The sequence below is a fragment of the Ruegeria sp. BB6 genome (assembly GCF_056539385.1).
This window is the reverse complement of sequence record NZ_JBQFUW010000002.1, coordinates 300644-326206: the sequence shown is the minus strand read 5'-3', so window position 1 is coordinate 326206 and position 25563 is coordinate 300644. Positions and strand designations below refer to the sequence as shown.

The window sequence follows — 25563 nt, the reverse complement described above, 5'->3', positions numbered from 1 at the left end:
ATCCTCAGTCTTCTTTTGTTTGCGCTAGGCTATCTCTTTCCCGCGACGACTTCCAGTATCAACCTGTTCGATTCCCTCCACTATTCTCAACTGTGGCGTCTGAGTCTCTTTCGTGTGCAGAACCGAGCAAAATGGGTCTTGATGGCTTAGCATCATGTCAGCCACACGGCGCAGCAGTTGCCTGCGGCCATGTCTGGAATAAAACCCGCCCGGAATTTGGCAGGTCTTCAACAGAAAATCCCGATACACTTGGTAGGCTTCATGAGCAGGCGGTGTCGGATTGGCAAAGAATTCGGCGATGGGTTGCCGGGAAACAAATTCCGGTTTGTCGTAGACCGATCTTCCAAAAGTGCGCAAAGGGATGCCGCGCCACAAGACCTGCTGACCAGCGGTGGAATTTATCGTGACCGCTGAATTGGCATCATCCAATAGCCTGGCCAGTTTTCCGCCGGGGACAAAATGCACCCGGTCCGCGACCCCGTATTCCTTGGCAATCTGGCGGGATTTTCGTTTCAAGGGCTCACGGTGGTTTTCCAGCGGATGTTCTTTTATGACAAGCCGATGATGCGAAGGGGCACCCTCGGCAAAACCCTTGATCGCCTGCTCCAGAAATTCGGACATGCATGAGTAGTTCGAGTGAAACTGTACCGAACTATCATGACCCAACTGCAAGAGCACCAGATGATACGGCAATCCGCTTTTCCGTGCCTGCATGGTTGCCCACCGGCGCTGCAACCTGTGAAACGGCATAAGCATCAGGCGTTTGAAATATAACCTGAATTCCTTTGCTACCGGCAGCTCTCGGTGACGTTTGAAGTTTCGATAGCGCCGATTGAGAAACAGAACGAACCAGTGATAAAGCGCGCCGTAGAAGATATGCTGCCGCATGTCGCCCCAATGTGATGGCGGCGGTGGTTTGGGTGTTTCAGACCGATCCAAGGCCTGCTCCATCTGCGCGACTTCCAGTTTCATCAGACGCGAGTTGCCGTTCGAGCCCGAACGCTCGTAGGTCACCCACCACGGGCGCAGATACCCTTCCTCGAAAACGTGGACAGTGATGTTTAGTTCGCTGGCAATCTCGACGGCGCGGGCGTGAACCGGGCGCGTGTCCCCATACAAAACGATGTCGGTTACTCTAAGTTCGTGGACAAGGTCGGCAAATCGTTTGGGCCAATCCTCCAGCGGGTCGAGATAGGGGATATAGCTACCTCGGTGAGACCAGAACGCGGCGTCGCCTGCATTAAAGCCAACGCGCCAGACTTCAGCGCCTGACGCCCGCAACGTGCGCCCCAAGGCGTTGAAGAACGGTCCGTGAGGTCCCTGAAGAAACAGGAACACACGTGGGTGCGAGCGCGAGGTGTGAAGTGGCATTGATGCTGCTCGTGTTTTTCGGTGCGGAATTTATGCCTGTTTGTATCATTCGCGGCAAGGCGGGGCTTGCCCAACACCGCGGATACGCTTACCTCGGCAAGGAAATCTGGTCAAAGATTAGAAGCTGAGGGTTAATCAATGTTCACTGGGATCGTTACGGATGTCGGCACTGTCACCGAGCTGGACCAGCAGGGCGATCTGCGGGCGCGGATCAAAACGGCCTATGATACGTCGGGCATTGATATCGGTGCCTCGATCGCCAGCGACGGTGTTTGCCTGACCGTGATCGCGCTGGGCGATGACTGGTATGACGTGCAGATCAGCGCCGAGACCGTATCAAAGACCAACCTAGATAGTTGGCAGTTGGGCAAGCGGGTAAACTTGGAACGCGCCCTCAAAGTCGGCGATGAGCTGGGCGGCCATATCGTCTCGGGGCATGTCGACGGCGTGGCAGAGGTTGTGGGCTTGGAGGATGAAGGCGACAGCACCCGCGTGACCCTTCGCGCGCCCAAGAATCTTGCACGGTTCATCGCCCCCAAGGGATCAGTGGCCCTGAATGGAACCTCTTTGACCGTCAACGATGTGGACGGGTGCGACTTTGGCATTAACTTCATTCCTCACACCAAGGAAGTGACGACTTGGGGCGACGTGTCCGTTGGTGATCGGGTCAATCTGGAGATTGACACGCTGGCCCGCTATGTGGCGCGCTTGGCCGAGATGTCCTAAGCCGCACATCTACGTCGCGTTCTGATCGAACCTTGCTGCCTGCGGGCTGGCCTTTGGGCGCGGGGTGGTCTATCCAACCGTGCAAACTTGCTCTGCGAAAGGCTGCCTTATGAGCTTTGAAACCCCCGGACCCGTCGAGGCGCAACTGCGTGATGCGATCAGCCCGATCGAAGAGATCATCATCGAGGCACGCAAAGGCCGGATGTACATTCTGGTCGATCACGAAGATCGCGAGAACGAGGGCGATCTGGTCATCCCCGCCGAATTCGCAGATGCCGAGGCGATCAACTTTATGGCCACACATGGGCGCGGGCTGATCTGCCTGCCGATGACAGCCGAACGAGTGGATGCGCTGGGTTTGCCGATGATGGCCGTGAACAACTCGTCGCGCCATGAAACGGCGTTTACCGTGTCCATCGAAGCGCGAGAGGGCGTATCGACCGGCATCTCTGCCGCCGACCGCGCGTTGACCGTGGCGACCGCGATCAACGAACAGAACACGATGGCGCAGATAGCCACCCCCGGCCACATCTTCCCTCTGCGTGCCAAACGTGGTGGGGTGCTGGTGCGCGCGGGTCATACCGAGGCCGCCGTTGATATTTCGCGCTTGGCCGGGCTGAACCCGTCGGGCGTGATTTGCGAGATTATGAAGGCCGACGGCACTATGGCGCGCCTGCCTGATCTGGTCGAGTTTGCCAAAGAACACGACATGAAGATTGGCACGATCAGCGATCTGATCGCGTATCGTTCCCGCAATGACAATCTGGTTGTCGAGACGTCGCGTGAAATCGTCAATTCAGAATATGGCGGCGAATGGGAGATGCGGATCTTCACCGACCAGACCCATGGCATCGAGCATGTTGTTATGATCAAGGGTGACATCACAACCTCTGAACCTGTCCTGACCCGAACCCACGCGCTGCACGAAGCGCCCGACATTCTGGGCCTTGGCCCCAAGTCGTCACGCGAGCTGCCCCGCGCGATGGAAAAGATCGCCCAAGAGGGCCGGGGAGTGGTCTGCCTGTTCCGGCAGCCGCGTAATTCGCTTTATGCGGCTGAGGACGAAGGCCCGCGCACCATCAAACAAACCGGTCTTGGCGCACAGATCCTGTCCAAGATGGGTATTCAGGAACTGGTGCTTCTGACCGACTCGCCGGAAACCGTATATCTGGGGCTCGACGCCTTTGGCCTGTCCATCGTCGGCACCCGCTCTATCCTCAAGGAAGACTGATCGTGGCTGAACAAGACAAACACGGCGTCCTGCCGACCCCGACCTTTGACAAGCCAGTGAAACTGCTGCTGGTGGTGGCCCCGTTCTATCGCGCCATTGCGGACAATATGGTCGCTGGTGCCAAGGCCGAGATTGAGGCCGCAGGCGGAACTTGCGACGTGGTCGAGGTGCCGGGTGCGCTGGAAATCCCGACGACCATCGCCTTGGCCGACCGTCAGTGCAACTACGACGGCTACGTCGCGCTGGGTTGCGTTATTCGCGGCGAGACCACGCATTACGAAACCGTCTGCAACGATTCCAGCCGCGCCATTCAACTCATGGGCCTGCAAGGTCTGTTGATTGGCAACGGCATCCTGACCGTCGAGAATGACGAGCAGGCCGAGGTTCGCGCCAACCCCGAAAAGATGAATAAAGGCGGCGGAGCTGCTGCTGCGGCCTTGCATCTGATCGCGCTCAGCCGTAAGTGGGGCTCTTCCAATAAGGGCGTGGGCTTCAAGCCCCCGTCCGAGTCCATCCTAGTGGCGGGCGATAGCAACGGATCCACGACAGCATGACCCAGACAGACGCGCCGAAACCGGCCAACCAGAAACGCCTGATGAAATCCGCCGCACGCCTCTATGCTGTGCAGGCGCTGTTCCAGATGGAGCAGTCGGGCCAGACAACCGAACAGGTTGTGAACGAGTTTCTGGATCATCGGTTCGGCGCTGTCTATGAGGGTGACGAAATGCTGGAAGGTAACACCTCGGTGTTTCGCAAACTGGTCGAGGATGCTGTGAACTATCAGGCTCCGATCGACCAGATGACCGACCGTGCGCTGGTGGCCAAATGGCCGATCGCACGGATTGACCCGACCCTGCGTGCGGTCTTCCGCGCGGCAGGCGCGGAACTGACCCAAAGCGATACGCCGCCCAAAGTTGTGATCACCGAATTTGTGGACGTGGCCCGTGCTTTCTTCCCTGAAGGCAAAGAGCCGAAATTCGTCAACGCGGTGTTGGATCACATGGCCCGCGAAGCCCAGCCCGAGGCATTCTGACGCCTTTACCCGGGCCTCACATGCGCTAGCCTGAATGTCAGAGCGTAAGGAGGCCCGTTATGCCCAAACTGATCCGTCTGTACATTACTCAGGTTGCTTGGGGGTTTGTGATCTCGGCGGTGTTTGTCGGGGTGTTGCTGGTGTTTAATGTGGCCAACCTGCGTAGTCTCATCACCGGATCAGATGTCGGCCTGATCGCTCTGTTGATGATCTGGTTCATGAACGGCATCGTCTTTGCCGGTGTGCAATTTGCTTACAAGATCATGAGCATGGCTGAAAAACCCGGTGGCCCACGCCGTGGCTCTCCGGTCGTGCACAACTTTGAGCCTGCTGTTGTGCGTCAGGATGCCCCCACGGGGAAATAATCAAATCGTGGAAAATGTGGCGGGACCGCCAGACAACCGTGCGGTGTGATTCCCGAGGACCTGTTTGTACAGGTGGGCGCCAGGTAATCAGGCCAGGACCTGAACAGAGCCAGCCCCCTCGGAATTGCTTAAGGCCACCAGAATGCTACCTGTCACAAGAAGGGCAGAACCCGCCAAGCGTCTAACTAGGGTTTGGCGACCGGATGCGCAAGGGTGCGCGGGTTGATTTTTGTTCGCTAATTGTTCACATTTGGCAAATGACATTGGACCTACAGCCCGGACAAAGACTTGCGCGCGGCGTTGCGCGTCACCTCAGCGCGCATGGGTTTGTGTCTGTCGAGGAATTCGTGCCGTCGCGCGGACTGCGGGTCGATGTCATGGGATTGGGGCCCAAGGGCGAACTGTGGGTGATTGAATGCAAGTCCAGTAGGGCAGATTATCAGTCGGATTCCAAATGGCAGGGTTATCTGGAATGGTGCGACCGGTTTTTCTGGGCCGTGGACACCGATTTTCCGACCGAGCTGCTTCCTGCGGAAACCGGCTTGATTATCGCGGATGCCTATGACGCCGAGATTGTGCGCATGGCACCCGAGGACAAGATTGCCCCGGCGCGCCGTAAGAAAATGATTCAGAAATTCGCGACCGATGCTGCCCGCAGGTTGCACACTCTGCGCGACCCGAGGCTGTGACGGATCAGTCTTTTACCGCGCGCGCGGCCTGAGCAGCCGCACGGATTTCATCCGCAATCTCTTCGGCTTCTTCCGGGTCAAAATCCATCGGGATTTCCAAACCGTCGGCTTCGATGAACAGGCGCACCATGCCTTGGTCGGTCGGGCCGATTTGCAGGTTGGCCTGAATGTCTCGTTCGGTATTGATGCCCATTTGCGCCTCCGGGGATGAGCATTCGTGCTATCGCGCAAAGGGTTGAGAATCAAGACGCTGATGCGGTCAGATACGGTATGAGCAATGCACAAATCAGACCCTTTCGCGCGTCGGATGTGCCGTGGCTGGTTGAACAGCATGGAATCCTTTACGAGCGCGATGAAGGGTTCGACAAGTCCTTTGCGCGGCTGGTTCAACAGATCCTTGAAGATTTCGTGGCGACCCGTGATCCCGAGGTCGAGTGTGGTTGGATCGCCGAACAAGAAGGTCAGCGTTTAGGCAGCATTTTCTGCGTCAGACTGGACGAGAACACCGCAAAACTACGCCTGTTCTTCCTCGTGCCCGAGGCGCGGGGAATGGGGCTGGGCAAACGCCTGTTGCACACATGTATCGACCACGCTCGCACCGTTGGATTCAGCCAGATGTCACTGTGGACGCACGAAAGCCATCGCGCCGCCTGTGCGCTTTACAAGGCGACAGGCTGGCAATTGATGGACAGCAAACCGGTCCATTCCTTCGGTGTCGATCTTGTCGAACAAAGCTGGAAAATTCGGCTTTAATCCTCTTGCAATCCCCGGGCGCGTTCGGTAAATCGCCCCTCACGAGTGCCGCCTTAGCTCAGTTGGTTAGAGCGCTGGATTGTGGATCCAGAGGTCCCCTGTTCAAGCCAGGGAGGCGGTACCAATTTTATATTTAAATTTCATTATTTTACGTGGTTAGGCCACTTGAGTATCGTAGGGACGTTCACCTAAAGGCAACTCCAAGGCAACTACGCTACACGAAATGATTGGATTTCTAGCCGCACTTCTTGCGGCGCTATAGACCAAGGGTTACCAAACTCTCCCGATGCGATGTGTCATGCGCCGACGATCACTATGCCACCGGAAGGGACCGAACGCACAAAATTGGTGGGTCAATCCTAAGTTGTCGCGCGCAAGCGATTGACCTGTGCATACAAACCCAAACCTCCAACTTAGACAGCAGCTATGTGATGGTTGGACACTACTCGTCGTCATCGGGTTTTGAATCGATCACCTTTTGCTGAGCCAATCTTTCTGGCAGGCGGTGGCTGATATCTTTGAGCCGCTGTCTCGGATTGATGCTCATACCGACAGTTCCGCTGTGGGTGTGTGTGATGCTAACGCCATCAGCGCGTCCAAATGCTCGGTCCTGAGCTAGGGCTAACAGGGCGATTTGTTCTTTGCCAGAGAGTTTTCCCGATACAAATTCACCGTTCCCATCTATGCGATTGAAAAGCTCGTCCATCGACAAAAGGTCGCTCATGCGTTTCACCGCGACCTCGCCGTTCGACTGGATCAACTTTCTTGTCTCGGGGTCCAGCTTGGGTCGCCCGCCGGGATTGCCAGAATGACCTGGCTTGAAGAGAGGTGTTGGCATATTTGACTCCTCTGTTCTCAGAAGGTGAAGGTGCAACGTGGCAAGTATTTATTTTATATATCGTAATTCGGCATGAATTGCGAATACTTGTGCCTTACACGGCATAGCTGGGCGGTAGTTATGTTCGAAGCACGGTAACAGCGGACTATTATCGCCAGCGACTGTTATCGTGCAGAGCGTTCACTAAATGAAGAAAGTTCGACTGTCTGCTGCCGAAAGACCGCTTAGCGGCGCTTAGCCGTCATCAGACAAAAACGGTCGAATGACCTCGTTGAGCCCTAAGCAGCCTCTTTTTGAGACCGTCTCGAATGGTGCTTATGGATCGCCATACGTGAATCTGATGATGCACAAAAAGCCTATTCAGCTACGACTGGTGCGATTTCATCCCGTTCATCGACTCGTCTTCGAACCATCTCAGCAATCAAAATGCCAGCCGGCGCCGATCCCCAAATGCAAATCTGGATCGCGAGGGCTTCGATGTCGCGAAACAGCGGATCGATGACAAAAAGTAGAACACGAAACAACCAGAATGATCCCCACATCGAACCAACAAAGCGCCACATCCAGATACGGTGCTGGGCTGTATCCTGTCGTCTTATTGCCAGTATTCCCATAACAGCGGTGGCATAGACGAAGATAGACATTGAGAAAAAGCCCGATGTCGACAGGGCCCCGCCGTACTCTCCAACAGGACCGTGTTGGGCCGCGAGTATCGCAGCGCAACCAACACCAACTGTCAGTATCCCAAAGCTGATGCGCCCGAGGATCGCGTGGTTCGCCCCCCGACCACCGGGAAAGAACATTTGTACGTGCATCAGCACAAAAACAATGGAATTGCAGACGACATGCCCAAGCAGCAGAGCCGATCTCAGCTCTGGTCCATTCGCAAAACGATCATAAAAGGCAACGCCCCACGCAGGATGGTTTGTGAATGTGTTGCCCCAGACAGAGCAGGAATTGTCTGGGCACGTGGAGACGGCAGCGGCACTCACCGGATCGCTCAGTCCCAAATTGATCAACACGTCATAGATACCGACAAAGTTAGCTATGGAGGCCGCGGGGCCGTAAATGACGTATCCGGCGTTCAAGTACAGCATCAGCAGAATGCCAAAGAGAAGTACGGGCACGAACTTTCTCTTCATGACCGCATGAACAGCCAGACCCGCCCATATTGCCAGACCGACGAAGACCGATATCACACCCAACGGAACCGCCATTTTGCCCTCCCCGAACAATACGATCGTTTAAGAGGCTCGCACAATGGGCGTCCGCGGTGCAATAAATTTTGCGATCGGAAACTCGCGCAGCGAGGACGAGCGCGTTTTACGATCCTCCCACAATGCGCGTCTCGAACAGGAAATCCTTGAGCTTTTGCTCAACAAGAGGTCCGGACGTCGTGTTTGCATCATTCAGTTTCACCGTCACGCAAAGCCCGCGTGGCCCTCCAGCCTCCACCTGCACATCGGCATCAGACACCTGAAGTTCGTCACGAAGCAGATTTTTCACGACCAGCTTTGCAGCATCGCATCGCAGGCTGGGTTTGAAAATCTTGCCCACGGACGTCAGGGGAATCTCATCAACAATTTCAATGATTTTGGGCCATGCCGGTCTTTCGTCGATGGTCTGCCGAGCATGTTCCATGAGTTCCTCGACCGTAACATCATCCGGTGTGTGGACCTGAACAAAGCACATGGGCAGTTCTCCGGCATAAGGATCAGGCATCCCGACCGCAGCGGCCAACGCGACAGCGGGATGGGTGCTCATCGCGTTTTCGATCATGGCCGGATCTATATTATGACCGCTTCTAATAATGAGGTCTTTCGAACGGCCAGCAACGTACAGGCAGCCATCAGCGTCTTTGTATCCCAAGTCGCCCGAGTTTAGGACACCCTCGTCGAATACCCCAGTGTTGAAGCTCGGCTCGCTGTATCCTGGAGACACGTGGGAGCCTGTAATTGCAATTACACCAATTTCGCCGACCTCGCATTCCTCTCCCAGACGGCCATCGCTTTCCAGCTTCAGAACGTCGACACTTGTGTATGGCAACGCCCAACCCACTGAGCCCGCAGTGCCAGAACCACCCAGTGGGTCGATACTGATCAGTCCGGACGCTTCTGTCATGCCAAGAATTTCGAACAAAGTGCAGCCCGTGACCTCCTTGAAGCGTTGCCCGACGGCGGGTGGAAGCAGTGATGCGCCGGTTGCACCCGCCCGCACGCCCGAGACGTCATTATCACCAATCGGTGTCTGCAGGATCGCCCCAATCGCGGTTGGAACACCTCCGACAATCGTGACTTTGTGATCTGCGACAAGCCGCCAGAAGCTTTCGACCACCGATGGATTACGCAAACCCGCGGGCGTCATCACAAGCAGCTCTACGCCTGCCATGAAACAGCTGAGCCCGCCCACAATCGTGCCGGCGACGTGGAAAAGCGGGAACGTGGCCGTAAAAACATCATCCGAACGAAAACCACACATAGCTGCGCCCCCGAAAGCTGCAACCAATTGACTGCGATGCGTGTGTGCAACAAGCTTTGGAACGCCCGTTGTACCCCCGGTGTGAAAATAGGCCGCCAGATCAGAACCGCTCCGGGCCTTCCCAAATGCCAGGTGATCCTGTGGTTGGTCAGACAATGCCTCGGTGAGGTCAATCACCCCGGCTTCAGCAGGCGTACCCGGGGGAGAAACGCGTACCAGCACGAGGTCCGGGATTTGCTCCCTCAATGCCAAAGCTTTCTGCCAGATGTCGAGTTGTGGGTGTGGGCCAAGAGTAACGAGGATTTTCGCCCCCGACGCTTTGATAAGCTCTGCTATGCTCTCAGGCTGCAAAAGAAAGTTTATGGGCACAGCGTAACCAGCCGTTTCTGCGCCCCAAAGCGTGACGTGTGTTTCAACCAAAGCGGGCAACATATACGCCACGCCCGGTGCCTCCCCTCCAATCTCGGCAAAAAGATTTGCTGCGCGCCGGATCTGCCCAAGTAGCTGGCCGTAGGTGACACGACGAGGCTGCTCATCTGGTGCTCCGGTCATCAACATCGTCAGTGCAACAGCATCGGGATCACGCTCAGCACTGTTTTCAAAGACCTCCAAGATGCTTTGCTCGGGCAACCGTACGTCGAGCGTCATCTCGGCTTCGAACTCAGCTATGTCGTCGCGCGTCCTGATCGGACGTGTGCCCAGATTAGCCATGGGGTTTCCTTCAACTCTACTAAGGTTGTTTCCGAGCTTTGGCCGAAGAACAGGATTTTGCAACTCCGATGTACGTGCTGAGATCCACATGCTGATCGAGTAGGCTGCGGAATCCAGCCATTTACGAATTTCCGGTGTGTCCCGCAATGCAGACGGTCAACTGAATCGAGCGAATGACCGCACCGAGCCCAAAGCGACCCTGAGAAATAACGCATATCATCGCCCGAGGTGAAAGTAGTTAGCGCGCTTCAGGTTGGGTCTTGGCAGAATATCGAAAGGCGGGAACGTCTTACATGTCTACCATTCGATCATAAGTCTACGCTATTGTAACCCATTTAGGCCTCTAAGCTTGGATCGGATCACCTGGCAACCCTATAGCCTCTCTAATCGGTTCAGGCAGATGAAGGTTTTGTGCCAGGATATCCGCTTTTTCAGACAGCGCTTTAGCACGTTCTGCAGCAGTTTCCGCTTTGGACTGCATTCCCGACTTCTTGAGTATCCACGCCTTAACTAACCAGAAGTGTCTGCAGTAGGGACGCATTTCAGTTGCGTCTGAAATAGCTTCGATCGCGAGTTGCTTATCACCTGCCATCATGTGGGCAATGGAAAGGGGATAAAGCCGGTATGGCAGAAACGGATCCTCTTTGGAACGACTCACAGCCCCCACCAAACTGTTCCGTGCAGCTTCCCAGTTACCGGCAATAACTTCGGTGTAACCGCTTGCCTCCATGCCCAACACGTAGCTAGGGTTCAGACGGAAAATTCTATCAATGTCCTTCCTCGCACCATGCAGATCACGCGCGAGGCGCGCACGCACCTGTGCCCTCGTGTACCAGCAATAGTCGGAGCGAGGAGCTGCCTGTACAGCCTTGTTCGAAGACTCGATGATCCGCGTGCGCAGATCAGGGTCAGGCTCGCGATAGCATGCTTCCAAGGGGTACAGTTTGGCTTCACACCACATCGCAAGCCCGGATCCGTTCTCGGGATCAAGTCGAAGCGCGCGCTCAAGCAATTTACCCGCATGATTATAGTCCTCGATGGTGGCACGATAAAACAGCATTGCCGCTCGGGATCTCAACTCACTTGGACTCAGTTGATCGTCTGGAATGTCGCTCAGTCGGTCACCGTCAAATGCGTTGATCTGCAGACGTAAATCGTTTGAGAGCTGTTCTGCAGCCCGATCGCTTAATTCAAACAAATCCTCTGAACTTCCGTTTAAGAAGCGCGACCAAGTTACCTGTCCATCTCCCAAGCGGGTAAGGCTGGACGAGATCCTTGCTTCGGTCTCCCGGCAGCGCAACCTGCACCTCAGGCTGTAAGTTGCTTTGGTCTCGGATGTTGAATCTGTTGCAATTACACGCACACCAGTGCGACGCGAAAGACTGTGAACCAATTGCTCCTGCAGGTCAGCACAAACCTCAAGCGTCTCTCTCGTTTCGGGAGCACTTGTGACCGGCTCGACTGCAATAGAAGGCAACTCGGTATGTTCTATTTCACGCTGCGTGGCGGGCCGCCATTGAAACCCATTCACAGGAAGAGCAAGGTTCTTTAAATCGAACGTACCAGCATCGCTGAAACCCGCTGAGAACTTTTTGTCCAACTGCCGCCTAAGGTCTTCGGAGATCATCACACCACCGGGTGGTGCTTCGGTTTGCAGGCGTGCGGTGATGTTTATACCGGCGCCATAAATGTCGGCCTCGTCTTGAACGATCTCCCCGAGATGAGCTGCCATCCTAAGCCTGATTTTCTCATGGTCGACCAATGAAAGTTGCACAAATTGAGCGGTTTCGATTGCCGCTGACACTGAAGGAAAGGCAATTATCCATCCATCACCCATACGCTTCAGTATCTCGCCGCCTCTTCGTACGGCCTCTGGTTCCAGTAGTTTATCCCGAAGTTCGCGGATCAGCCCGATTGCGAGTGACTGATCCGCCTCCATTGCGGACGTATAGCCGACCAGGTCGGCCATCAAGATCACGGCAAGGCGAGCTCTCATAAAGCAAGGTTAAAACAACGCTCGGGCATTGTCATCTTTTGAAAACCTGCGATGCGATCTCGGGGCATCTTCAAAGCAATGCAGTGAATGGCGGCTTCGTCTGCAGAGCAGACACAGACATTCTGTGACACTTAGTCTGGTTTCGTTCCTTACTGGGCATCCAAGAAAACTAATCAAAAGAGAGTATCTTACCCCATAGTGCCACCCCGCTGAAACACAGCCGCTTGGTGTTCGCCCAAAACTTTCAACCGCTTATCATCTCTCATTGATTGGATAGTTTGATCTGAATTGACCGCAGAGCACGCGAAAGCTGAGTTTAGCCTTGTGAATTTTGTCGAAAGGTTTGCTTGAAATTCTTAGATTGTTCCAGTGCTGGAGCAAATTGATCGCCAGGTGTTCAGCTTAACTGCGCCAACACATCTTCCGCGGCCCTTAATCCTTCTAGGTGGGCTCCGCTGACCGAGCATTGTTGGTTAGGATGTGTCGCTTCACCGGCGAAGTGCACCCGCTCAGCATGAGACTGTCGTAAGACAGCGCGTTTGTCGTGGCCTCCTGGTCTGGCTCCAGCGTAAGAACCACGCACATAAGGTTCATTTCGCCAAGCGGTGGCGTGGCCTTTGATGAAGGCTTTTCTGACTGTCGTGCCGAAGAAGCCAACCAGTGTTTCGAGCGCATGTTCTATGGCGCTTTCAGATCCCGCATCCTGCAAATCTTTGGAAAAGCTGCCAGAACTTTCAAAGCTAGTTAAACCGGTGTTTGAGATGTCGCAAAGAAAACCACCTCCACGGGCTACCCCTTTGGCGTCGGGTTCTAAGTGGTATGTCAGCCAAGTATCCGGTTGCACTGGCAAAGCTCCGGGGCGGAAAAGGAGGCCAGCGTGATTGTAGTCTCCCATAGTGATGAGCTCGAGCGCTGAGCGTCGGTCGGATTCTAGCGGGGGATCAAAGTGGATGATGTCTTCGGCTAAGACGCCGACGGAAACTGTAACAACTACGGTTCGAGCTTTGATCTTGCCAGTGGCCGTAGTTATCTGCACGCCTTCAGTGAGAGATTTTATTTCTGTGACCGGAGTGGCCAATTTAATTGGCAGCCCCTTTGCGGTGCATGCAATGAGGTGTCCGAAGCCTTCGCGGCAAAACCAATCGTCTCCGCCCTCCCAGGCACTGATGTCTCGCAGAGATGTATCCGGCAAATCTCTGGCAATTGACAACGCGAATGTCATCGCTGCCGTAAATGACCAATGCCCTTTGTTATGCCAAATGTCTGCCAAGGACCGGTCTGTTGGAATTCCGGTACTTGCTTCAATTTCTGCATCGATGCGCGCCGCTTCTTTTATCGCGCTATGAATTTCGTCGACCTCGTCCCACAGAACAGCGTCATCCTCCAAGCCATACGTCACCGCGTTGTCCGGGGCCGCATAGAGATCAAGACCAAGTGCTAGACCCGGAGCTTTCAGAGCGTTTGCATGTTCGGTGTGCATCCAATGCGCTCCCACGTCGAACGGGACGCCAAAGATTTCCGTGTCCGTGTGCGCGCGCCCCCCGACGCGGTTGGATGCCTCGATGCAGACTACTGAGAGTCCCGCCGATTCGAGAGCACGAGTAGCTGCAATTCCTGCTGCTCCGGCACCAACGACAACGACGTCAAAGTCATAAACTTTCAATGTTTTCGCTCCAACACTTTAAGTGGCCTGTGAGACAATGTTCGGAGTAGGTTTTTGGCTTTCTCAGCATCGTGAGAATTTACAAGGATCTGAATTGTCTAAGGAATTGTTCATTTGCGCGCGAGAAGTCATTCGTTAGTTCTTGAGCATAGATTGCAAACGAATTCTGGAATTGAAACGCCCTCGTATCTAGCCAGATCGAGCGGATCCTCCGTGTCAAACTTGCTGCATCTTCGGTAGATTTCCAGCATCTCGGCAGAAAGCTTTCCGTTCTTAAAGAAATACATCGCAGCTGCATATCTTGTGGCACCAGAACCAGGCGTTCCGACAGTCGTTGCCAGGAACTGCCTTTGAGCTTCTGCTTCCTCCACTTTGAATATACCTTTCGTCACGATTTCGGCTCAGCTGACATCGCATCATTCAACGCGGCGACTTCATCTTCTCCAGGTGCTGATTCAGAGTTGTAGATTGGAAGAATTTTCCTGAGATGGTCATGATGGGAGCGTACGCCGTACTCGAGATCAGAAAGATAGAAGCCCTCGAACGCCTCTGAAGCCATGGCTTCGTTGGACCATATCGTGAGCTGAATATCTTCTTCCACTGTCTCTCGATCAATCCGAGCGGCAAGGTAGCGTGCCGCTCTTTGTTGGCGGTCTTCGTTCGAGTTTCGGTATGTCGCGCTCCGTAGAATGGATTTATCCGTCGTGATCGGAAACTCTTGATAAAAGAGGGTCGTCTCAGGTGTGACGGCTATTACCGCATTTGGAAAAATGCCGTAGTAAAGCCAAGTTTTGTGCAAGTGTTCCGGCAGGTGAGGCTGTGGTCTAGTGAATTTCTTGTAGTTGCGAACAGCCCACCTGCGGCCCTTCGTCGGAGTGAATCTTCCATCGGAGCGTGAGACGCCGTCGACATATGGTTCGTCTGAATAGGTCGAACCATATAAATCCTGAAGGGCAGGGTGCGCGAGCGGGACATGATACCCTTCGTTGTCGACATCTCTGATCGATTTCCAGTTTACAGGAGTCTCCTCGGTCCAGATTCCGTCCGTCGGGACATGTTCGGCCATTTTGTAGGCAGAGACTTCCTGTTCAATCGGGGCTAGCAGTTCGGCTACTGATGGCTGGGGTCCAGGTTTGAAACGGACAAAGACAAAACCCTGCCAGATTTCCATTTCAATCTCTTTCAGGCCAAACTCGTGCTTGTCTAGATCGGGGAACGACTCCGGACGGGCGGCGCCGCGTAACGTTCCATCAAGATTGTAAACCCAGCCGTGAAATGGGCAAACTAGAGCGTTTGCACATTTTCCTTGCTCTTTCGAGACCAGCCGAGAGCCGCGGTGACGACAAACGTTTAGAAACGCGCGGATGTCCGAGTTGCTGTCCTTCAAGATCAGGGCGCGTTCACCGCACATGTCAAAACACAGAAAATTACCGGGTTCCGGAACATCCGAAACGTGGCACGCGATTTGCCAATGCGTTTTGAAAAGTTCGCTCTTCTCGAGTTCAAGAAGGGCGTTGCTGTGATAGCACCAGCCGGGCAACCCGCGACGGTCCCAATTGGCGGGAATTTCTGTGTTTCTGGCTTCGTCGCGCATCGGAGCAACCCGCATAGTTTTGGTTTGGTCAGTTAGGGTCTCAGGTGGGGACAGTGTCCAAGATTGAAAATTTTGCCTTGCTGGATCCGCCACTCTTCGACTGAGTGTAGGTGTCGCTTAAATTGAGTTGCTCGTCAACTTTTTCTGACTGAATGATCATTCAAAAATGTGCTGCTAGTCACGCCCGTGAGGTTTCCTTGGTCGATGGTTTTCGATTTACCTGCTCAAATCAGATACAAAACCAGTGATATGTAGCGATATGATCAAAATTCATTCAGCCAAGCTTGACAGTGCAGAATTCAGCGGACTACCGTTCTGAATGACCAGTCAGATAAAAATATAGCGACTTGGGAGAATGGGGTGCTTGGTGATCGCGCCCGCAACGCAGGCGCGATCATTCGAGAAGACAGACTAGCAAATAAGGCAAGACAAATTCAGCCACCACTCAGGGAGAGGAAGCGAAGTTATGAACTCAATCAGGAAAATCGCCGGAATTACAGTTATAGCGGCAACTACTACTGCAGTTTCGGGATCGGCTTACGCGCAAGAGCGTGTGTTGAAGGTTACGAATTGGGGAGAGTACATCGCTGAAGACACAATCGAGAACTTCGAAAAAGAATACGGTATTAAGGTTATTTATGATCCGTATGACTCTGCCGAAGCAATTGATGCGAAGCTACTAGCGGGAAACAGCGGATATGATGTGGTTAGTCATGCCGGCAGTGATACGGCTCGATTGATAAAAGCGGGTATTGTTGCGCCGCTGGATATGTCGAAGCTGGACAATATCAAGCACATCGACCCCGCAATCATGGAGCAGTTGTCAAGTGAATGGGATCCAGGCAACCAACACTTCATTCCATATATGTGGGGAACGCACGGCGTCACGTACAACGAAGAATTGGTGAAAGAGACGTATCCAGATGCCCCCATAGGATCGATGGATATGGTTTTCGATCCTGTTCACATGAAAGAGTTGTCCAAGTGCGGCGTTTCATTCCTGGATTCCCCAGGCGACATCATTCCGATGGCTTTGGCGCATATGGGCCTGGATGCGAACTCCACAAACAAGGAAGACTATGAGAAGGTTGGAGAGATGCTGGCGGAAATCAGGCCATACATCAAAACCTTCGATAACTATGCTTATCAACGGATGCCCCAGAAAGAGTTCTGTGTCTCAACCACATGGGGCCCTGATGGTCTCCTTGCCATGTCTGGCGCAGTTGAAGCCGACACTGGTGTCGTGCTAGACTTCTTCCTGCCCGAAGGTGATCGTACAGCGCAGCTTTGGATAGATGGATGGCTGATCCCTGAAGACGCCGCGAACAAAGAAGACGCACATCTTTTCCTGAACTATATGATGCGCCCCGAGGTTGCGGCTAATGATAGTAACTTCACATGGTACGCGACCGCCAACCTGACTGCCAAGCCGATGGTCGATGAGGCTGTAACTTCCAGCCCAGCCGCGTTCCCAACATCGGATCAGGTTGCCAAGATGTACACGACCGCCGTTCTTCCTCCCAAGGTCGAGCGCTTGCAGACACGTACCTGGACTGACTTTAAGGCCGGAAACTAAATCCACCCATACTGGCAAATTCAGTAGCGGACCTGACCGGTTCGCTACTGAATCCCCGGATCCCGACTGGCAGACTAAGAGGCCCAAATTGACTGTTTCCACGGCTGTCAGCCCAGAACCACGGCTTGATCAAAAAGAGCAGCAACCTTTGGTCAAAATCAGAGGCGTAACCAAGAAATATGGTGCAGTGACCGCTGTCGACAATGTTGATCTGGATATCTACAAAGGAGAGTTATTCTGCCTTTTAGGCGGATCTGGATGTGGAAAGTCGACACTGCTTCGAATGCTTGCTGGGTTTGAGGAATTGAACAGTGGCACAATCACTATCGACGGAGTCGATATGGCCGATGTGCCAGCCTACGAACGTCCGACCAATATGATGTTCCAAAGCTATGCGCTGTTTCCGCATATGACCGTCGAAAAAAACGTGGCTTTCGGGTTGGAGCAAGACCATGTCCCCAAGCTAGACATTGCGGACAGAGTTCACGACATCCTCAAGCTTGTTGAGTTGGAAGATTTCAAAAAGAGAAAACCTAAACAATTGTCCGGTGGGCAACGCCAGCGTGTTGCCTTGGCGCGGGCCCTAGTCAAACGTCCAAAGCTGCTGCTCTTGGATGAACCTTTGGCTGCTTTGGACAAAAAACTGCGCAAGCAAACGCAGTTTGAGCTTGCCAACATTCAGGACAAGGTCGGCGTCACGTTCATCGTCGTGACTCACGATCAGGAAGAAGCAATGACCCTGTCTTCGCGAATGGCGGTTATGGACGCGGGTCGCTTCAAACAGATTGGAACTCCGACAGAGATCTACGAGTTTCCAGAATCCCGCTTTGTGGCTGACTTTATCGGATCAGCAAATATTTTTGAGGGCAGGGTGACCGAGGATGGGGCCGACCATGTTCGGGTCGAAACCGAGTTCTGCGAAGTTTATATTGATCACGGTCATTCTGTTAAGGCTGGCAGCAAGATTTGGGTTGCGCTGAGGCCCGAGAAAATTCGACTTGAGAAATCTGATGCAATTGCTGAGGGCGCGAACCAGACAGCGGCCGTTATCGACGATGTTGGGTATTTGGGAGAGACATCGATCTACAAGGTAAGGCTTCCCAATGGCGAAATCTTCGACGTCACTCAGCCCAACCAGTCACGTCCGACGCATGCTGCGCAGCGATTAACCTGGGAAGACAAGGTGAATATCAGCTGGGATCCGTCTAGCGCCATGTTGCTCCACTCATGACGGATTTCACCGAGGATATGTTCGAACCGCCGCAGGTTGAACGACAACCCATGATCCGTTTAGTGATGCGGCGTATCCAGAACAGATGGCGTCAGATCGTCACTGTCATACCGTTCTTCTGGTTACTTGTATTCTTTCTGGCACCGTTCTTCATTGTCGCAAAGATAAGCTTAGCTGAGCTGGCGATTGCGAGCCCGCCATTCACAAGTTTAATTGAGTGGACAGGTGACGGGATCATGACAATCCGCCTAGTCTTCGACAATTTTGTCTACATCTGGGAAGACAGCCTGTACTTTGACACTTACGTAAATTCACTCAAGATTTCAGTAACGTGTACGTTCTTGTGCCTCTTGTTTGGCTACCCTATTGCCTATGCAATTGTACGATCGGGGCCGGTCGCGAAGCCGCTCTTGTTGTTTGCAATCATTCTTCCGTTTTGGACGTCTTTCTTGTTGCGGGTCTATTCGTGGATGGGCCTGCTTGCGGATCAAGGCACGATCAACAACCTTCTGATAGCGCTGGGGGTGATCGATGAGCCGATCCGCATGCTTTACACGGAATTCGCCGTCTATATCGGGATCGTCTATACCTATATGCCGTTCATGATCCTGCCGCTGTACGCGAATATGGAGAAGCTGGACAACAGCCTAAACGAGGCAGCCGCCGACCTTGGTTCCAAACCAACGAACACTTTCTTCAAAATCACATTACCTCTGACGATGCCTGGAATTGTCGCTGGTTCACTGCTGGTCTTCATCCCTGCGACCGGCGAATACGTTATCCCCGATCTGTTAGGTGGCGGCAACGTGCAGATGATTGGGCGGGTTCTCTACAATGAGTTCTCTAGAAACAGCGATTGGCCAGTGGCCGCCGCAGTTGCGATTGTTTTGCTGTTCATACTGGTGCTGCCAATCATGGTTTTCCAGCACTACCAAGGGAAAGCAGCGGAGGAGCAATAGATGTACGCCAAACGCTCCCGTTTCTTAACCATCATGCTGACCTTGGGACTGGCATTCTTTTACATCCCAATGATCCTGTTGGTTGTTTACTCATTCAACTACTCCAAGCTGGTACCAGTTTGGGGTGGATGGTCGTTACGCTGGTACAAGGAGCTTTTTCAATCTGCCGAAGTTTGGAGTGCTGTTTCACTCAGTCTTCAGATTGCCATTGTGAACGCTACATTTGCCACAGCGCTTGGCACCTTGGCAGGTCTTGCTATGGTGCGCTTTGGCCGGTTTAAGGGGCGGACTTTGTTCGGAGGGATGTTGGTCGCGCCCTTGGTGATGCCTGAAGTGATAACCGGATTGTCTTTGCTGGTTTTCTTCATCTCTCTGAACCAGGTGATCGGATGGCCTGCAGAGCGTGGTTTTGCGACGATTACAATCGCGCATATTACCTTTTCTATGGCCTATGTGGCGGTGACAATTCAGGCACGCTTAACCGGTGTGGGGCAAACACTGGAAGAAGCGGCCGCCGATCTTGGCGCAAAACCGTTCAAAGTTCTGACGGCTATAACGATCCCACAGCTGACGCCGGCACTAATTTCGGGATGGTTGCTGGCATTCACGCTGTCTCTCGATGATTTGGTTATAGCAAGTTTTGTTACTGGCCCTGGCGCAAATACCTTGCCAATTTTGATCTTTTCACGCATTCGACTGGGCCTCAGGCCGGACATCAACGCGCTAGCAACCATCATGATTCTTGTGATTGCTATTTGCGTTGCCATCGCAGCAATAATTATGTTCCGACAACAGAGAGCGGATTTGCTGGACAGGCAAATGGCCGAAAGAGAGGAGAGTTAAATTGGAGACGCATGAGCTTCAGAAAAAACGACGCACCGAACCTCCTGAAGTTCGTCGCTTGCAGTTGATAATGGCGGCCATCGACTCGATCTCTAAGCGTGGGTTTTCTGACACGACGCTCAAACATGTGACCGAAACTGCCAATCTGTCTCATGGCGTTGTGAACTATCACTTCGACAGCAAGGAAGCACTGTATGACGCTGCGTTGGGTTTCCTTGCAAAAGAGCATTATGAGAATTGGCTAAAGTCTTACGACGATGCGGAACCTACAGCCGCACATCGGCTGGCAGCCATCATTCGAGCGGATTTTGACAAAAGTATCTGCACCCACAAGCGCTTGGCTGTCTGGTTTGCTTTCTGGGGGCAGGCAAAGTACCGGCCTAATTATCTGAAGATCCATAATAAATATGACAACGAAAGATATGATCGAATTTTGCGCCTGTGCGGTGAATTGATTACCGAAGGTAGTTACGACGATCTCGATCCGGAAAAAACAGCCCGTGCTGTAGAGGCGATGTCTGATGGGGCGTGGCTAAGCTTGATGTTGTATCCCAAAGTGGCTGATCGTCGGGAATTCAGGGATGTTTGCATGCTTTCGCTGTCGCGGTTTTTCCCAAAACACTTCCCGGTCTGAGGAAAAGCAACGAACGGCCGCTTCAACACTTTATCTTTTGCATGCCGGGGTCATAAAGCGGTTTGAGCGAGGCGGTTGCATCATACTTCTCGTCAGCAATTTCGATCTGCCAATGCCCCGTAGCGACTATGTCCGCGGTCAACGGTTCGTCAATCTCGGCAAAACCAATGCCGACAGCAGCGCCGAGCGTGTGTCCATATCCGCCAACTTGAATATATCCGACTTCATTGCCGTTTAGATAAATCATCTCATTGCCGTACATGAGAGGCTCTGGGACTTTTAGTAGGAACTGCAACATCCGGTTGTTGGGCGTGCCTTTCGCATTGATCGCGGCGAGTGCTTCCCTGCCGATGAAGCCACCAGGTTTGTCCAATTTGACGGCAAAACCAAGCCCGGCCTCAATTGGGTTGTCCGTGTTGTCCACGTCAATTCCGAAATCACGATAAGCCTTCTCTAGCCGTAGGGAGTTGAGAGTTTGCATTCCAGCATTGCGAACACCCAGATCTCGACCTGCTTCCATAATCAGATCGTAGGTCTGCACGGCCTGAGTGGCGGGTACGTGAAGCTCCCAGCCGAGTTCTCCAATAAACGTCACGCGATAGGCCATGACTACGGCATATCCGATGTCGATTTCACGCGCCGTCATGAAGGGAAAACCTTCGTCCGACAAATCGGCTCCGGATATTCTGCACAGTAGTTCGCGCGACTTGGGGCCGTGAACGTTGATTTGGCAGCGCCCTGCGGTGATGTCGGTTATAACTACGTTCTCGTCGTCCAAGATGTGCCGTCGCATGCGCATCTCGGTATGACCCGCCGAGTTTTCTCCTACGATGACCCAGTATCTCTGATCGGATAGCCGGGTAACTGTAAGGTCAGCCTCAAAACCACCCCGTTCATTTACCCAGGCTGTGTAGACGACACGACCGGGTTCAACATCAACGTCATTGCAAGAAAGGCGAGAGAGTAGGGCGCAGGCACCCGGTCCTTCGACGCTGAAACACGCCATTGATGTCATGTCCATTACGATGACATCCTCGCGTGCTGTCCGGTGTTCTTCAGCGTGCCATTCAAACCAATTTTGGCGATACCAACTATAGTTCTCGACCTTGGCCTCTTCGGGCGTCGGAGCAAACCAATCAGGTTGTTCCCAACCATTTCCGTCGGCGAAAAATGCTCCGGCCGCTTTGAGACGGTCATAGAGCACTGAACGCTTAACGTTTCTGGCCGTTTTGTAGTTCTCATTGTGGTAGTGCTGTCCAAAGAGCTTTCCCAGCAACTCAGGTGTTCTGTCGCGTCGAAAGGCCGGTGTCGCCATTTCACGGGAAAAGCGATTGACGTTGATGCCGGTAACATCGATGGGCGGCAAGCCGTCCACCATCCAATGGGCCAAAACCATTCCCGTACCCGCGCCATTCAGGATGCCAAGTGAGTTCATCCCACATGCAACCCAGAGATTGCGCAGTTCAGGCGTCGGGCCAACAAGCGGCGCAAGATCAGGCGTAAAGCTCTCAGGACCGCAGAATAGTTTTTTGACACCGTAGTTCATGGTGTCAGGCACGCGCGAATAGGCTTTCTCCAGGTCGGGCCCAACACGTTCCCAGTCTGGTTCAATCTCTCCGAATTGCCATTCATCCGGGATACTATCGAGCTTCCAAGCCGCAGCGCAGGGCTCAAAAAGCCCTAACATCATCCCGCCGACTTCTTCACGGTAATAAGTGAAGGTGGAAGGGTCTTCGAGAACGGGTAGATCGCGAGGTAGGCCCGGGATACTTTCCGTTATCAGGTAGTAGTGTTCAGCCGCCTGGAGCGGTAGATTTACACCGTGTTTTGCACCAAGTTGGCGAGACCACATGCCACCGCAGATCACAACGTTTTCGGCTGTTATGGTATGACCGTTCGCGGTGCGGACTCCTGTCGCGGTGCCGTTCCTGGCTAAAATCTCTTCAACCCGCACACCTTCGAAGAAACGTGCGCCTCTGTTTTTGGCTCCCTTGGTCAGAGACATTGTCACGTCCACCGGGTTGGCCCGACCATCCTCCGGAATGAGGAATGCTCCAACGACGTCTGATAGGTCCCCTATAGGGAACATATCCTGCGCTTCCTTCACTGAGACTTCGTGGTTGTTTATCCCAAAACGCCGCATGAAGGCGGCGACGCGGCGCATCTCATGCAGGCGTTCTTCATTGGTTGCAATCTGCAGATATCCAACGTCGCGGAAACCTGTGGATATACCGGTTTCCTTCTCTAGGTTCGCATAAAGGTCTCGACCGTGCGTGTAGATAGCGCACTCAGCTTCGGATTTAAGGAGGCCAGCTACGATCAGGCCGGCGGCATGCCAAGTGGTCCCTGATGTCAGTTGTCCCTGTTCCAGAACGACAACATCGGTATGGCCGAGCTTAGTCAAGTGATAGGCCGTGTTCGCGCCGATCGACCCCCCACCAATAATCACGGTTTGGGCATGCGTCGGTAGGGTGTCAGCCATTGCGAGAAAATCCTTTTAGGCGTTCTTATCTCCGAATACCAGTCAAATTACTTGATGTCTACTGACTGAATGATCATTCAATTATAGCTGAATCTTCGACCTGCGATTTCGCGATAAAGCTTGTCTGAGATGAGAGAAAAGGTTTCACTACAGTGACTGACTGACAATCAGATGCGGGGGAATCCTATGTCAGACGAAATCCTATATGACCAACAGGCAATTAGCTTTCTGGAGGAGCTTTGGGGGGAGGGATTTCTTTCACCGGGAGGCCCTGAAGAAGTTGCTCGTGTTGTTGAAGGGGTTGATCTGAAAGATAAGCATATCCTTGATATAGGATGCGGATCTGGGGCGATCGCAGTGTTGATGGCAAGGGAGTTCAGCGCCGCTAGAGTTACGGGGATTGATGTAGAAGCCCCGGTTTGCGCGACTGCGAAAGAGCGAGTTAGGCAGGCGGATCTGGAGGGAAAGGTCGAAATCATACAGGTCACTCCAGGTCCAATGCCATTCGAAGATGGTACTTTTGACGTTGTGTTTTCGAAGGACTCGATCATCCACATCCCCGACAAGGTAACGATGGCTGCGGAAGCTTATCGTGTGCTCAAACCAGGCGGTCATTTCGCTGCTTCTGACTGGCTGACCAATCATGATGGTGAGATGTCACCGGAAATGGCGCACTACGTAAAGATGGAAGCCTTGGAGTTTCAGATGGCGTCGCCCTCTAAGTACCGCGCTGCTATGGAGCTGGCTGGCTTTGAAGACGTAGAGTTAGTCAACCGCAACGCTTGGTATGCTCAGGTATCAGCTACTGAGCTGGAGGAATTGACCGGGCCAAACCGAGTCGACTGGGAAGCTCGTCATGGTGCGGAGTTTATTGAACATCAGATCGAGATCTGGGACGCTATGCAGCCAGTGTTGAAAACCGGAGAGCATTGCCCGCATCACATCCGTGGTCGGAAACCTGCCTGATCTGACTGGAACTTTGAATGGGCGCGATGACCGTTATGCGTCGTAGTCCTTGCTGACCTGCGCCATACCAGCTTCCATGATGTCGAACATTTCGTCTATCTGCGACAGAGTTATGATCAGAGGGGGCGAGAACACGGCCATGTTTCCAAATGGTCGCAAGAGGAGTCCCATCTCCTCGCACGCATCGTCCAGTTTCTGTCCAAACTTCACATGCGCTTCATAACTCTCGACGTTCAGTTCAGGGCGACATTCTATGCACCCGAGGAGCCCGTGACCGCGCACATCCCCAACTATCGGAAACTTTTCCTTTATTTGATTTAGGCGGTCCTGGAAATGCGGTGTGACGCGTTGAACGTGTCCTAGAATGTCCTCACGCTCCATGATTTCAATATTTTTAATGGCAGCCGCGCAGCTCACAGGGTGCCCGGAGTATGTGTAGCCGTTGTAGAAAACATCGTCGCCCGGTGCGTCTGAAATGCGTTTCATTACTGCGTCCGAGATTACGCAGGCACCTAGCGGCAGATAGCCCGAGGTTAAACCTTTTGCGCAAGTGATAATGTCAGGGACGATGCCAAAGACCTCTTCTGAGGCGAACCAATGACCCAGCCTTCCAAATCCGGTTACGACTTCATCCGAAATGTAAAGAATGTCGTTTGCCCGGCAAATTTCGAGCGTGCGCTTATGATAACCCGGAGGTGGAACGATCACGCCACCGGAACACAGGATCGGTTCAGCGATAAAGGCGGCAACACGGTCGGCACCTACCTCAGCAATCAGGCTCTCAAGGTCAGCAACTTTGGCGTCGCACCAGGCATCAACACTCATGCCTTCTGGCCGGTGGTAGGGATTCACGTCTGGAAGGAAACGCACCAGATCCTGAGCTTTCTCAAAGCTCGTTTCGAAACGTTCTTTCCCAGTGACAGTCGCGGCGAGAAAGGTAGATCCATGGTAGCCTTTCTCCCGGCTGATCACGATCCTCTTCTCCGGTCGGCCAAGCCGTTTGTTCATGAAAAGTGCGGTCCGCAGTGCGGTGTCAACGGCCGTAGACCCACCGGTCGTGAAGTGCACCGTGTTCAGATCGCCTGGTGTACGTTCGGCGATCATTCGCGCCAAAACGGCCGCGGGTTCGGTCGTAAACGACCACGGCGACGCGTAGGGCATCTTCATAACCTGTTGAGAAATGGTATCGGCCATCTCTTGACGCCCATATCCAATCTGTGTGCACCACATTCCGCCAGGGCCATCAATATATCGCTTCCCGGCAGCATCCCAAAGGTAGATACCATCCGCTGTATTTACCCGCATGTACTCGTCGGACCCAAAGCCGTCGGTTCCGGCCCAAGGATGTAGGTGATGGTCGCGATCCCAAGCGACAAGGTCGCCGTCGGTTGGTGTATTACCTAGGGTGTTCACGTCTGCTTCTC

23 protein-coding genes and 1 tRNA gene are annotated in these 25563 nt (G+C 53.5%); 14 read left to right on the top strand and 10 right to left on the bottom strand.

Annotated elements, in window-relative coordinates; all coding sequences use genetic code 11:
- Positions 1-24 precede the first annotated feature (24 nt).
- Complete coding sequence (locus ACR0B7_RS06080) at positions 25-1371, bottom strand: capsular biosynthesis protein (protein WP_170482845.1); 1347 nt, start codon at positions 1369-1371, stop codon at positions 25-27.
- Between the two features lie 138 nt (positions 1372-1509).
- Here ACR0B7_RS06080 and ACR0B7_RS06075 point away from each other — a divergent pair, with 138 nt between their 5' ends.
- The 6 genes from ACR0B7_RS06075 to ACR0B7_RS06050 all read left to right on the top strand — a co-directional run bounded on the left by ACR0B7_RS06075 (position 1510) and on the right by ACR0B7_RS06050 (position 5415).
- Positions 1510-2097 carry a riboflavin synthase gene (locus tag ACR0B7_RS06075; RefSeq protein ID WP_170576537.1) on the top strand — a complete coding sequence of 196 codons (588 nt, stop codon included), beginning with the start codon at positions 1510-1512 and terminating at the stop codon, positions 2095-2097.
- A gap of 109 nt (positions 2098-2206) precedes the next feature.
- Complete coding sequence (gene ribB / locus ACR0B7_RS06070) at positions 2207-3328, top strand: 3,4-dihydroxy-2-butanone-4-phosphate synthase (RefSeq protein ID WP_170482843.1); 1122 nt, start codon at positions 2207-2209, stop codon at positions 3326-3328.
- Between the two features lie 2 nt (positions 3329-3330).
- A complete protein-coding gene (locus ACR0B7_RS06065) occupies positions 3331-3882 on the top strand; it encodes a 6,7-dimethyl-8-ribityllumazine synthase (RefSeq protein ID WP_170482840.1) in 552 nt (183 codons plus the stop codon).
- Positions 3879-4361: a transcription antitermination factor NusB gene (gene nusB, locus ACR0B7_RS06060; RefSeq protein WP_170482835.1), complete on the top strand. Its 483-nt coding sequence runs from the start codon at positions 3879-3881 to the stop codon at positions 4359-4361. Before ACR0B7_RS06065 ends, nusB begins: the two co-directional genes overlap by 4 nt.
- A 59-nt stretch (positions 4362-4420) precedes the next feature.
- Positions 4421-4726, top strand: a complete 306-nt coding sequence (locus ACR0B7_RS06055; RefSeq protein WP_170482833.1) for a hypothetical protein — start codon at positions 4421-4423, stop codon at positions 4724-4726.
- 257 nt (positions 4727-4983) lie between these two features.
- Positions 4984-5415: an MmcB family DNA repair protein gene (locus ACR0B7_RS06050; RefSeq protein WP_170383612.1), complete on the top strand. Its 432-nt coding sequence runs from the start codon at positions 4984-4986 to the stop codon at positions 5413-5415.
- A 4-nt stretch (positions 5416-5419) separates the two neighbouring features.
- Here ACR0B7_RS06050 and ACR0B7_RS06045 read toward each other — a convergent pair whose 3' ends face one another.
- Positions 5420-5608 carry a DUF6324 family protein gene (locus ACR0B7_RS06045; protein WP_170383615.1) on the bottom strand — a complete coding sequence of 63 codons (189 nt, stop codon included), beginning with the start codon at positions 5606-5608 and terminating at the stop codon, positions 5420-5422.
- Between the two features lie 77 nt (positions 5609-5685).
- Between ACR0B7_RS06045 and ACR0B7_RS06040 the strand changes: the two genes are divergently transcribed.
- Both ACR0B7_RS06040 and ACR0B7_RS06035 read left to right on the top strand, forming a co-directional pair.
- Positions 5686-6168: a GNAT family N-acetyltransferase gene (locus ACR0B7_RS06040; RefSeq protein WP_170482830.1), complete on the top strand. Its 483-nt coding sequence runs from the start codon at positions 5686-5688 to the stop codon at positions 6166-6168.
- A gap of 47 nt (positions 6169-6215) precedes the next feature.
- Positions 6216-6292 (top strand) — tRNA-His (locus tag ACR0B7_RS06035).
- Between the two features lie 318 nt (positions 6293-6610).
- Here ACR0B7_RS06035 and ACR0B7_RS06030 read toward each other — a convergent pair.
- From ACR0B7_RS06030 to ACR0B7_RS06005, 6 genes are all read right to left on the bottom strand, one after another.
- Complete coding sequence (locus ACR0B7_RS06030; RefSeq protein WP_170482826.1) at positions 6611-7006, bottom strand: hypothetical protein; 396 nt, start codon at positions 7004-7006, stop codon at positions 6611-6613.
- Between the two features lie 356 nt (positions 7007-7362).
- A complete protein-coding gene (locus ACR0B7_RS06025) occupies positions 7363-8223 on the bottom strand; it encodes a hypothetical protein (protein WP_170576536.1) in 861 nt (286 codons plus the stop codon).
- A 106-nt stretch (positions 8224-8329) separates the two neighbouring features.
- On the bottom strand, positions 8330-10195 hold the full coding sequence (locus tag ACR0B7_RS06020; protein WP_170576535.1) for an AMP-binding protein: 1866 nt from the start codon (positions 10193-10195) through the stop codon (positions 8330-8332).
- Positions 10196-10538: 343 nt separating this feature from the next.
- Positions 10539-12164 (bottom strand): hypothetical protein, encoded by a 1626-nt coding sequence (locus ACR0B7_RS06015; protein WP_170482816.1) that lies wholly within the window; start codon positions 12162-12164, stop codon positions 10539-10541.
- Positions 12165-12588: 424 nt separating this feature from the next.
- The gene (locus tag ACR0B7_RS06010) at positions 12589-13854 is read right to left on the bottom strand and encodes a flavin monoamine oxidase family protein (RefSeq protein WP_170562713.1); all 1266 of its coding nucleotides are present in this window, start codon (positions 13852-13854) and stop codon (positions 12589-12591) included.
- Between the two features lie 388 nt (positions 13855-14242).
- A complete protein-coding gene (locus ACR0B7_RS06005; RefSeq protein ID WP_170482810.1) occupies positions 14243-15448 on the bottom strand; it encodes an aromatic ring-hydroxylating oxygenase subunit alpha in 1206 nt (401 codons plus the stop codon).
- A 466-nt stretch (positions 15449-15914) separates the two neighbouring features.
- On the opposite strand from ACR0B7_RS06005, the gene ACR0B7_RS06000 reads away from it, so the two are divergent.
- From ACR0B7_RS06000 to ACR0B7_RS05980, 5 genes are all read left to right on the top strand, one after another.
- Positions 15915-17024 carry an extracellular solute-binding protein gene (locus ACR0B7_RS06000; protein ID WP_170482807.1) on the top strand — a complete coding sequence of 370 codons (1110 nt, stop codon included), beginning with the start codon at positions 15915-15917 and terminating at the stop codon, positions 17022-17024.
- An 88-nt stretch (positions 17025-17112) separates the two neighbouring features.
- On the top strand, positions 17113-18255 hold the full coding sequence (locus ACR0B7_RS05995; RefSeq protein WP_170482804.1) for an ABC transporter ATP-binding protein: 1143 nt from the start codon (positions 17113-17115) through the stop codon (positions 18253-18255).
- Between the two features lie 50 nt (positions 18256-18305).
- Positions 18306-19214, top strand: a complete 909-nt coding sequence (locus tag ACR0B7_RS05990) for an ABC transporter permease subunit (protein WP_371810599.1) — start codon at positions 18306-18308, stop codon at positions 19212-19214.
- On the top strand, positions 19215-20057 hold the full coding sequence (locus ACR0B7_RS05985; protein WP_170482798.1) for an ABC transporter permease subunit: 843 nt from the start codon (positions 19215-19217) through the stop codon (positions 20055-20057).
- 1 nt (position 20058) lies between these two features.
- Complete coding sequence (locus ACR0B7_RS05980) at positions 20059-20691, top strand: TetR/AcrR family transcriptional regulator (RefSeq protein WP_170482795.1); 633 nt, start codon at positions 20059-20061, stop codon at positions 20689-20691.
- Positions 20692-20713: 22 nt separating this feature from the next.
- Here the strand turns inward: ACR0B7_RS05980 and ACR0B7_RS05975 are convergent, their stop codons facing one another.
- Positions 20714-23173, bottom strand: a complete 2460-nt coding sequence (locus ACR0B7_RS05975; RefSeq protein ID WP_170576534.1) for a GcvT family protein — start codon at positions 23171-23173, stop codon at positions 20714-20716.
- Positions 23174-23359: 186 nt separating this feature from the next.
- Between ACR0B7_RS05975 and ACR0B7_RS05970 the strand changes: the two genes are divergently transcribed.
- On the top strand, positions 23360-24139 hold the full coding sequence (locus ACR0B7_RS05970) for a class I SAM-dependent methyltransferase (RefSeq protein WP_170482788.1): 780 nt from the start codon (positions 23360-23362) through the stop codon (positions 24137-24139).
- Between the two features lie 33 nt (positions 24140-24172).
- Here the strand turns inward: ACR0B7_RS05970 and ACR0B7_RS05965 are convergent, their stop codons facing one another.
- Complete coding sequence (locus ACR0B7_RS05965; RefSeq protein ID WP_170482785.1) at positions 24173-25552, bottom strand: aminotransferase; 1380 nt, start codon at positions 25550-25552, stop codon at positions 24173-24175.
- Between the last annotated feature and the right edge of the window lie 11 nt (positions 25553-25563).

Coding starts and splice junctions, on each gene's coding strand:
- ACR0B7_RS06080 (WP_170482845.1), bottom strand. CDS start 1,371: ATGCCACTTCACACCTCGCGCTCGCACCCACGTGTGTTCCTGTTTCTT.
- ACR0B7_RS06075 (WP_170576537.1), top strand. CDS start 1,510: ATGTTCACTGGGATCGTTACGGATGTCGGCACTGTCACCGAGCTGGAC.
- ribB (WP_170482843.1), top strand. CDS start 2,207: ATGAGCTTTGAAACCCCCGGACCCGTCGAGGCGCAACTGCGTGATGCG.
- nusB (WP_170482835.1), top strand. CDS start 3,879: ATGACCCAGACAGACGCGCCGAAACCGGCCAACCAGAAACGCCTGATG.
- ACR0B7_RS06055 (WP_170482833.1), top strand. CDS start 4,421: ATGCCCAAACTGATCCGTCTGTACATTACTCAGGTTGCTTGGGGGTTT.
- ACR0B7_RS06050 (WP_170383612.1), top strand. CDS start 4,984: ATGACATTGGACCTACAGCCCGGACAAAGACTTGCGCGCGGCGTTGCG.
- ACR0B7_RS06045 (WP_170383615.1), bottom strand. CDS start 5,608: ATGGGCATCAATACCGAACGAGACATTCAGGCCAACCTGCAAATCGGC.
- ACR0B7_RS06040 (WP_170482830.1), top strand. CDS start 5,686: ATGAGCAATGCACAAATCAGACCCTTTCGCGCGTCGGATGTGCCGTGG.
- ACR0B7_RS06030 (WP_170482826.1), bottom strand. CDS start 7,006: ATGCCAACACCTCTCTTCAAGCCAGGTCATTCTGGCAATCCCGGCGGG.
- ACR0B7_RS06025 (WP_170576536.1), bottom strand. CDS start 8,223: ATGGCGGTTCCGTTGGGTGTGATATCGGTCTTCGTCGGTCTGGCAATA.
- ACR0B7_RS06020 (WP_170576535.1), bottom strand. CDS start 10,195: ATGGCTAATCTGGGCACACGTCCGATCAGGACGCGCGACGACATAGCT.
- ACR0B7_RS06015 (WP_170482816.1), bottom strand. CDS start 12,164: ATGGCCGACCTGGTCGGCTATACGTCCGCAATGGAGGCGGATCAGTCA.
- ACR0B7_RS06005 (WP_170482810.1), bottom strand. CDS start 15,448: ATGCGCGACGAAGCCAGAAACACAGAAATTCCCGCCAATTGGGACCGT.
- ACR0B7_RS06000 (WP_170482807.1), top strand. CDS start 15,915: ATGAACTCAATCAGGAAAATCGCCGGAATTACAGTTATAGCGGCAACT.
- ACR0B7_RS05990 (WP_371810599.1), top strand. CDS start 18,306: ATGATCCGTTTAGTGATGCGGCGTATCCAGAACAGATGGCGTCAGATC.
- ACR0B7_RS05985 (WP_170482798.1), top strand. CDS start 19,215: ATGTACGCCAAACGCTCCCGTTTCTTAACCATCATGCTGACCTTGGGA.
- ACR0B7_RS05975 (WP_170576534.1), bottom strand. CDS start 23,173: ATGGCTGACACCCTACCGACGCATGCCCAAACCGTGATTATTGGTGGG.
- ACR0B7_RS05970 (WP_170482788.1), top strand. CDS start 23,360: ATGTCAGACGAAATCCTATATGACCAACAGGCAATTAGCTTTCTGGAG.